Origin of the sequence: Streptomyces sp. NPDC060194, from assembly GCF_042728285.1 — a bacterium.
Classification (GTDB): Bacteria; Actinomycetota; Actinomycetes; order Streptomycetales; family Streptomycetaceae; genus Streptomyces.
In genome coordinates, this window is sequence record NZ_JBHWZH010000212.1 from 1 (window position 1) to 7,238 (window position 7,238).

Below are 7,238 nucleotides of genomic sequence, written 5' to 3' on the forward strand. Positions count from 1 at the left end.
GCGGGGCCGGCCCCCCCATGGGGCCGGCCGACGGCGGACCCCCCAGCACAGCAGAGACACACCTGCACCTGCACGAAGGGGAAGCCATGACAGCGACGACCGACGGAACCGCCGGAGCCCTGCCACCGCGCGCACCCGAGGCCAGCGACACATCCGAGAAGCGCACCGCCACCGAGGCCGGCCCGCCCGCCGATCCCGCCCGCCGGGCCACCGAACGGGCCGTCACCTACCTGCTCGCCCAGCAGGACCCCGACGGCTGGTGGAAGGGCGACCTGGAGACCAACGTCACCATGGACGCCGAGGACCTCCTGCTCCGGCAGTTCCTCGGCATCCTCGACGAGCGGACCGCGCACGCCGCCGGGCTCTTCGTCCGCGGTCGGCAGCGCCCCGACGGCTCCTGGGCCTCCTTCCACGGCGGCCCCGGCGACCTCTCCGTCACCATCGAGGCGTACGTCGCCCTGCGGCTGGCCGGCGACCGCCCCGAGGAGCCGCACCTGCAGCGGGCCGCCGCCTTCGTGCGCGCGCAGGGCGGGATCGCCGCGAGCCGGGTCTTCACCCGCATCTGGCTCGCCCTGTTCGGCTGGTGGAAGTGGGACGACCTCCCGCAGCTGCCGCCCGAACTGGTCTTCCTGCCGCGGTGGTTCCCGCTCAACATCTACGACTTCGGCTGCTGGGCCCGGCAGACCATCGTCCCGCTCACCGTCGTCTCCACGCTGCGCCCGGTCCGCCCGGCCCCCTTCGCGCTCGACGAGCTGCACACCGACCCCCGGGTGCCGAACCCGCCCCGCAGTCGCGCCCGGGCGGGCGGCTGGGACGGCCTCTTCCAGCGCGTCGACCGGGCGCTGCACGCCTACCACCGGGTCGCCGTGCCGTGGCTGCGCCGCTCGGCGATGCGGTCCGCCGCCCGCTGGATCGTCGAGCGCCAGGAGAACGACGGCTGCTGGGGCGGCATCCAGCCCCCGGCCGTCTACTCCGTCATCGCGCTCAGCCTCCTCGGCTACGACCTCGACCACCCCGTCATGCGGGCCGGGATCGCCTCCCTGGACCGCTTCGCCACCTGGCGCGCGGACGGGTCGCGGATGGTCGAGGCCTGCCAGTCCCCGGTCTGGGACACCTGCCTGGCCGCCGTCGCGCTCGCCGACGCGGGCCTGGACCCCGAGCACCCGCAGCTGGTCCGGGCCGCGGAGTGGATGCTGGAGGAGCAGGTGCGCCGGCCCGGCGACTGGTCGCTGAGCAGACCCCGGCTCGCCCCCGGCGGCTGGGCGTTCGAGTTCCACAACGACAACTACCCCGACGTCGACGACACCGCCGAGGTGATCCTCGCGCTGCGCCGGGTACGGGTGCCCGACCGGGCGCGCGCCGAGGAGGCGATCGCGCGCGGCGTCGACTGGACGCTCGGCATGCAGTCCAAGGACGGCGGCTGGGCCGCCTTCGACGTCGACAACACCAGCGCCCTGCCGAACCGGCTGCCGTTCTGCGACTTCGGCGAGGTCATCGACCCGCCGTCGGCCGACGTCACCGCGCACGTCGTGGAGATGCTGGCCGCCGAGGGCCGGGCCCACGAGCCGGCCGCCCGGCGCGGCGTCGACTGGCTGCTCGCCGCCCAGGAGGCCAGCGGCGCCTGGTTCGGCCGCTGGGGCGTCAACTACGTCTACGGCACCGGGTCCGCGGTGCCCGCCCTGACCGCCGCCGGGCTGCCCGCCGGCCACCCGGCGATCCGCCGGGCGGTGCGCTGGCTGGAGTCGGTGCAGAACGACGACGGCGGCTGGGGCGAGGACCTGCGCTCGTACTCCGACCCCGCCTGGATCGGCCGGGGCGAGTCCACCGCCTCGCAGACCGCCTGGGCGCTCCTCGCGCTCCTGGCCGCGGGCGAGCGCGAGTCCAAGTCCGTCGACCGGGGCGTCGGCTGGCTCACCGCCACCCAGCGCGAGGACGGGACTTGGGACGAGCCGCAGTTCACCGGGACCGGCTTTCCATGGGACTTCTCCATCAACTACCACCTCTACCGGCATGTGTTCCCCCTGACGGCCCTCGGTCGTTACGTGCACGGAGAGCCCTTCTCCCGTACGACGAAGGGGAGTTGATGAACGAGTCACCCGTACCCCTGCTCATCGCCTGCGCGCTCGGGATCGAGAGCCTCGCCCTGCGGACCGGGGACCTGGACGCGGCCGCCGGACCCGTCTCGGTGCTCCGCACCGGCATGGGGCCGCTGGACGCCGAGGAGGCGATCCTGCGGGCGCTGGCCGGGCCCGGTCTCGAGGACGCGGCGGTCGTCGCCACCGGGTTCTGCGCCGGACTCGTCCCCGGCATGGCGCCGGGGGACGTCGTCGTCGCCGACGAGGTCCGAGGACCCGACGGCAACACCGCCTGCGCCGGCGTCTCCATGCTCGCCGCGGCCGCGGCCAGGGCCCTGCCCGGGCACACCGTCCACACCGGGCCGCTGCTCGGCTCCGACCACGTGGTGCGCCGCCGGGAGCGGGCCGCGCTGCGCGAGACCGGGGCGGTCGCCGTCGACATGGAGTCGGCGGTGACGCTCGGCAGCGCGGTGCGGACCGGCGCGCGACCGGTCGCCGCGCTGCGGGTCGTGGTCGACGCGCCAGGACACGAACTCGTCCGCCTGGGGACGCTGAGGGGCGGGATATCCGCGTACCGCGTCCTGCGTTCCGTCCTTCCGGCCCTCTTCGAATGGCAGCAGTCCTTACGTCTCCCCAGGAGGTGAGCGGGCATGGCGATGCCTCTCCGTCAGTCCATCAAGGTCGCGACCTATCTCGCCGCACAGAAGCTCCGCAAACGGGACAAGTTCCCGCTCATCGTGGAGCTGGAACCCCTCTACGCCTGCAACCTCGCCTGCGAGGGCTGCGGCAAGATCCAGCACCCGGCCGGCGTCCTCAAGCAGCGGATGCCGGTCGCCCAGGCCGTCGGCGCGGTCCTGGAGTCGGGCGCCCCCATGGTGTCCATCGCCGGCGGCGAACCGCTGATGCATCCGCAGATCGACGAGATCGTGCGCCAGTTGGTGGCGAAGCGGAAATACGTCTTCCTGTGCACCAACGCGGTGCTGCTGCGCAAGAAGATCGACAAATTCACGCCCTCGCCGTATTTCGCCTTCGCCGTGCACATCGACGGCCTGCGCGAGCGGCACGACGAATCCGTCGCGAAGGAAGGGGTATTCGACGAGGCGGTCGCCGCGATCAAGGAGGCGAAGAAACGCGGATTCCGGGTCACGACGAATTCGACGTTCTTCAACACCGACACCCCGCAGACCGTCGTCGAGGTGCTGGACTACCTCAACGACGACCTGGAGGTGGACGAGATGATGATCTCGCCCGCCTACGCCTACGAGAAGGCGCCCGACCAGGAGCACTTCCTCGGCGTCGAGCAGACCAGGGAACTCTTCAGGAAGGCGTTCGCCGACGGCAACCGGCGGCGCTGGCGGCTCAACCACTCGCCGCTCTTCCTGGACTTCCTGGAGGGCAAGGCGGACTTCGCCTGCACCGCCTGGGCCATCCCGAACTACTCCCTCTTCGGCTGGCAGCGCCCCTGCTACCTGATGTCCGACGGGTACGTGACGACCTACCAGAAGCTCGTCGACGAGACCGACTGGGAGAAGTACGGCCGGGGCCGCGACGACCGCTGCGCCAACTGCATGGCGCACTGCGGGTACGAACCCACCGCCGTCCTCGCCACCATGGGTTCGCTGCGCGAGTCGCTGCGGGCCGCCCGCGAGACGGTCTCCGGCAACCGCACCTGACCGCCCGTACGGCCGGGGTCACCCGAGCGACCCCGGCCGCGGGCGCCACCACCGCACGTCAGGAATAGAGGACCTATGAGCGACGGGTTCGACCTCGGCAGGCTGCTCGCCGAGCGCGGCGACGAGCGGTACGCGCTGCACGCCCGGCACCTGAACCACCAACTGCCGCGGATGCTGCACACCATCGGCTTCGACCGCGTCTACGAGCGCGCGCAGGGCGCGCACTTCTGGGACGCCGAGGGCAACGACCACCTCGACATGCTGGCCGGGTTCGGGGTGATGGGCCTCGGCCGGCACCATCCCGTCGTCCGCAAGGCGCTGCACGACGTCCTCGACGCCGGCCTCGCCGACCTCACCCGCTTCGACTGCCCGCCGCTGCCCGGCCTCCTCGCGGAGCGGCTGCTCGCCCACTCGCCGCACCTGGACCGGGTGTTCTTCGGCAACAGCGGCACCGAGGCCGTCGAGACCGCCCTGAAGTTCGCCCGCTACGCCACCGGCCGCGGCAGGATCCTCTACTGCGACCACGCCTTCCACGGCCTGACCGCCGGCTCCCTCTCCGTCAACGGCGAGCGGGGCTTCCGCGACGGCTTCGCCCCGCTGCTGCCCGACACCGCCGTCCCGCTCGGCGACCTCGACGCGCTCGAACGCGAGCTGCGGCGGGGCGACGTGGCCGGGCTGATCGTGGAGCCGATCCAGGGCAAGGGCGTGTACCCGGCCCCGCCCGGCTACCTGCCCGCCGCCCAGCGGCTGCTGCGCGAGCACCGCGCGCTGCTGATCGCCGACGAGGTGCAGACCGGCCTCGGCCGCACCGGCGACTTCTACGCCTACCAGCACGAGGACGGCGTCGAGCCCGACCTGGTCTGCGTGGCGAAGGCGCTGAGCGGCGGCTACGTCCCGGTCGGCGCGACGCTCGGCAAGGACTGGATCTTCAAGAAGGTCTACTCGTCGATGGACCGCGTCCTGGTCCACTCCGCCAGCTTCGGCGGCAACGCCCAGGCCATGGCGGCCGGGCTCGCCGTCCTCGCCGTCATGGAGGACGAGGGGACCGTCGCCAACGCCCGCGCCACCGGCGACCTGCTGCGCACCCGCCTCGCCGCCCTCGTCGACCGCTACGAGCTGCTCCACGAGGTGCGCGGGCGCGGCCTGATGATCGGCATCGAGTTCGGCCGGCCCGCCTCGCTGCGGCTGCGCGGCCGCTGGACGATGCTCCAGGCGGCCCGCAAGGGCCTGTTCGCGCAGATGGTGGTCGCCCCCCTGCTGCAGAAGCACCGCATCCTGACGCAGGTGTCCGGCGACCACCTCGAAGTCATCAAGCTGATCCCCCCGCTCGTCATCGGCGAGAGCGAGGTGGACCGGTTCGTGACCGCGTTCACCGAGGTCATGGACGAGGCGCACAGCGGCGGCGGGCTGATGTGGGACTTCGGGAAGACCCTCATGAAGCAGGCCGTCGCCGCGAGGTGACGGCCGCGTGAGCCGGGAGGGGGGCCCGGCCGCGGGCGGGGTCAGGCCTCGTCGAGCAGGGTCGCGCGCAGCTTCGCGCGGGTCGCGGGGGACAGGCGCAGGCCCTCGGCGAGGTACGTCTCGACCCCGCCCCACTTCTCCTCGATCGCGTCGAACGCCGCGTGCAGGTAGGCGGCACGCGCCTCGAACAGGGGACTGAGCAGCTCCATCACCTCCGGCGACATGCCGTCGGCCGCGTCCGGGCTGCGGTGGACCTTGTACCGGCGGTGCTTGGCGTTCGACTCCAGGTAGTCCGCCTCGATCGCCTCCCGCTCGACGCCGACGGCGAGCAGCGTCACCGCGATCGAGAGCCCCGCGCGGTCCTTGCCCGCGGCGCAGTGCATCAGCGCCGGGACGCTGTCCTCGGCGAGCGCGTGCAGCACCCGGCCGTGCTCGTCGGTCCGCTCGGTGACGATCGTCCGGTAGACGTCCGTCATCCGGCCCGCCGCCTTGCCGTCGTCCAGGATCGCGCGCAGCTGGTCGAGGCGGCCGTCGCGCACCATCGCCCAGAACTCGGCGCCGTCGGCCGGGTCGGTCAGCGGGATGTTCACGTTGCGCACGCCCGGCAGTTCGACGTCCGGGCCCTCCAGGCGCTGGTCGGCGGCGTTGCGGAAGTCGAAGACGGTGTGCAGGCCGAGCGAGGAGAGGAAGGCGGTGTCCTGGGCGGTCGCGTGCGCGAGGTGCCCGCTGCGGAACAGCCGCCCCGCCCGCACCCGCCGGCCGTCCACCGTCGGCAGCCCGCCGACGTCACGGAAGTTGCGCACCTGCTCGAGGACGGGCTCGGTCTCCGGGGCCTGCTGGGTCACGTCGGTGCTCCTCGCTTCGTTACGGCGGTGTGTCGCGACCCGACCCTACGACACGGCTGCCAGGCGCAACGAGGCCGGAACCGTCGCTGCGGGGGCGGCTCGGGCGGCACGGACAAGCGTCACAGTGCGGTCAACGAGCACCCCCGCCGGTTCCGCGCCCCGGGGCTCCTCCCTAACCTGGAGGACACCAGGACACTGCGGGGGAACGTGAATCACACAGAGGGCCTGCTGCTCGCCGGCCGGTACCGGCTGGGGGAGTCCATCGGCCGCGGCGGCATGGGCCGGGTGTGGCGGGCGCGCGACGAGGAGCTCCACCGGACCGTCGCCGTCAAGGAGCTGACGGCGGTTCAGCACGTGCAGGAGGCGGACCGCGAGGTCCTCTACGCCCGCACCCGCACGGAGGCGCGGGCCGCGGCCCGCATCAACCACCCCGCGGTCGTCACCGTGCACGACGTGCTCGTCCACGACGACCGGCCCTGGATCGTGATGGAGCTCGTCGAGGGCGGCTCGCTCGCCGACGCCATCGACGGAGCCGGCCGGATCGAGGTCCGCGAGGCGGCGCGCATCGGGCTGTGGACCCTGCGCGCGCTGCGCGCCGCCCACGCGGCGGGCGTGCTGCACCGGGACGTCAAACCCGGCAACGTCCTGCTCGCCACCGACGGGCGGGTGCTGCTCACCGACTTCGGGATCGCCCAGGTCGAGGGCGACTCGGCGGTCACCAGGCCCGGGGAGATCGTCGGCTCGGTGGAGTACCTCGCGCCCGAGCGGGTCAGCGGCGCGGCCCCGGGGCCGGCGTCCGACCTCTGGGCGCTCGGCGCCACCCTGTACGCGGCCGTCGAGGGCGTCTCGCCGTTCCGCCGGACCTCCGCGATCGGCACCCTGCAGGCCGTGGTCGCCGAGGAGCCCGAGCCGCCGGAGCACGCCGGGGCGCTCGGCCCCGTGATCGCGGTGCTGCTCGCGAAGGACCCGGCGGCCCGGCCCGGGGCCGAGGAGACCGAGCGGCTGCTCGCCGAGGCGGCGGAGGGCCGGTGGCCGGCGGGCCCGGCGCCGGCCGGGTACACGCCGACCTGGACGCACCCCACCGCGCCCGTGGCGGCGGTGCCGGGGGGGCCCGGGCCCGCGGGCAGCGCCGGCGCCGGGGCGTGACGGGCCGGGTGCGGCTGCGGGGACGGGGCCGCGCGGGA

General features: G+C 73.7%; 5 protein-coding genes and 1 pseudogene. 5 read left to right on the top strand and 1 reads right to left on the bottom strand.

What is annotated here, in order from left to right:
- The first annotated feature begins 86 nt into the window (after positions 1-86).
- The 4 genes from shc to ACFWEG_RS27465 all read left to right on the top strand — a co-directional run bounded on the left by shc (position 87) and on the right by ACFWEG_RS27465 (position 5,209).
- Entirely contained in the window at positions 87-2,084 is a 1,998-nt protein-coding gene (gene shc, locus ACFWEG_RS27450) for a squalene--hopene cyclase (protein WP_387220380.1), read from the top strand.
- Positions 2,084-2,719, top strand: coding sequence for a 1-hydroxy-2-methyl-2-butenyl 4-diphosphate reductase (locus ACFWEG_RS27455; protein ID WP_387220382.1), 636 nt, complete (start codon positions 2,084-2,086; stop codon positions 2,717-2,719). The genes shc and ACFWEG_RS27455 overlap by 1 nt, the downstream gene beginning before the upstream one ends.
- 6 nt (positions 2,720-2,725) lie before the next feature.
- Entirely contained in the window at positions 2,726-3,748 is a 1,023-nt protein-coding gene (gene hpnH / locus ACFWEG_RS27460; protein ID WP_387220384.1) for an adenosyl-hopene transferase HpnH, read from the top strand.
- 75 nt (positions 3,749-3,823) lie between these two features.
- Complete coding sequence (locus tag ACFWEG_RS27465; RefSeq protein WP_387220386.1) at positions 3,824-5,209, top strand: aspartate aminotransferase family protein; 1,386 nt, start codon at positions 3,824-3,826, stop codon at positions 5,207-5,209.
- A gap of 41 nt (positions 5,210-5,250) precedes the next feature.
- On the opposite strand, the gene ACFWEG_RS27470 is transcribed toward ACFWEG_RS27465, so the two are convergent.
- Complete coding sequence (locus ACFWEG_RS27470) at positions 5,251-6,054, bottom strand: tyrosine-protein phosphatase (protein ID WP_387220389.1); 804 nt, start codon at positions 6,052-6,054, stop codon at positions 5,251-5,253.
- 276 nt (positions 6,055-6,330) lie between these two features.
- Here ACFWEG_RS27470 and ACFWEG_RS27475 point away from each other — a divergent pair.
- A pseudogene (locus ACFWEG_RS27475) lies at positions 6,331-7,197 on the top strand (serine/threonine-protein kinase); the annotation flags it as partial.
- Positions 7,198-7,238: the final 41 nt, after the last annotated feature.

What these genes read in the sequence shown, in the direction of transcription:
- shc (WP_387220380.1), top strand. Translation starts at nt 87, where the DNA reads ATGACAGCGACGACCGACGGAACCGCCGGAGCCCTGCCACCGCGCGCA.
- ACFWEG_RS27455 (WP_387220382.1), top strand. Translation starts at nt 2,084, where the DNA reads ATGAACGAGTCACCCGTACCCCTGCTCATCGCCTGCGCGCTCGGGATC.
- hpnH (WP_387220384.1), top strand. Translation starts at nt 2,726, where the DNA reads ATGGCGATGCCTCTCCGTCAGTCCATCAAGGTCGCGACCTATCTCGCC.
- ACFWEG_RS27465 (WP_387220386.1), top strand. Translation starts at nt 3,824, where the DNA reads ATGAGCGACGGGTTCGACCTCGGCAGGCTGCTCGCCGAGCGCGGCGAC.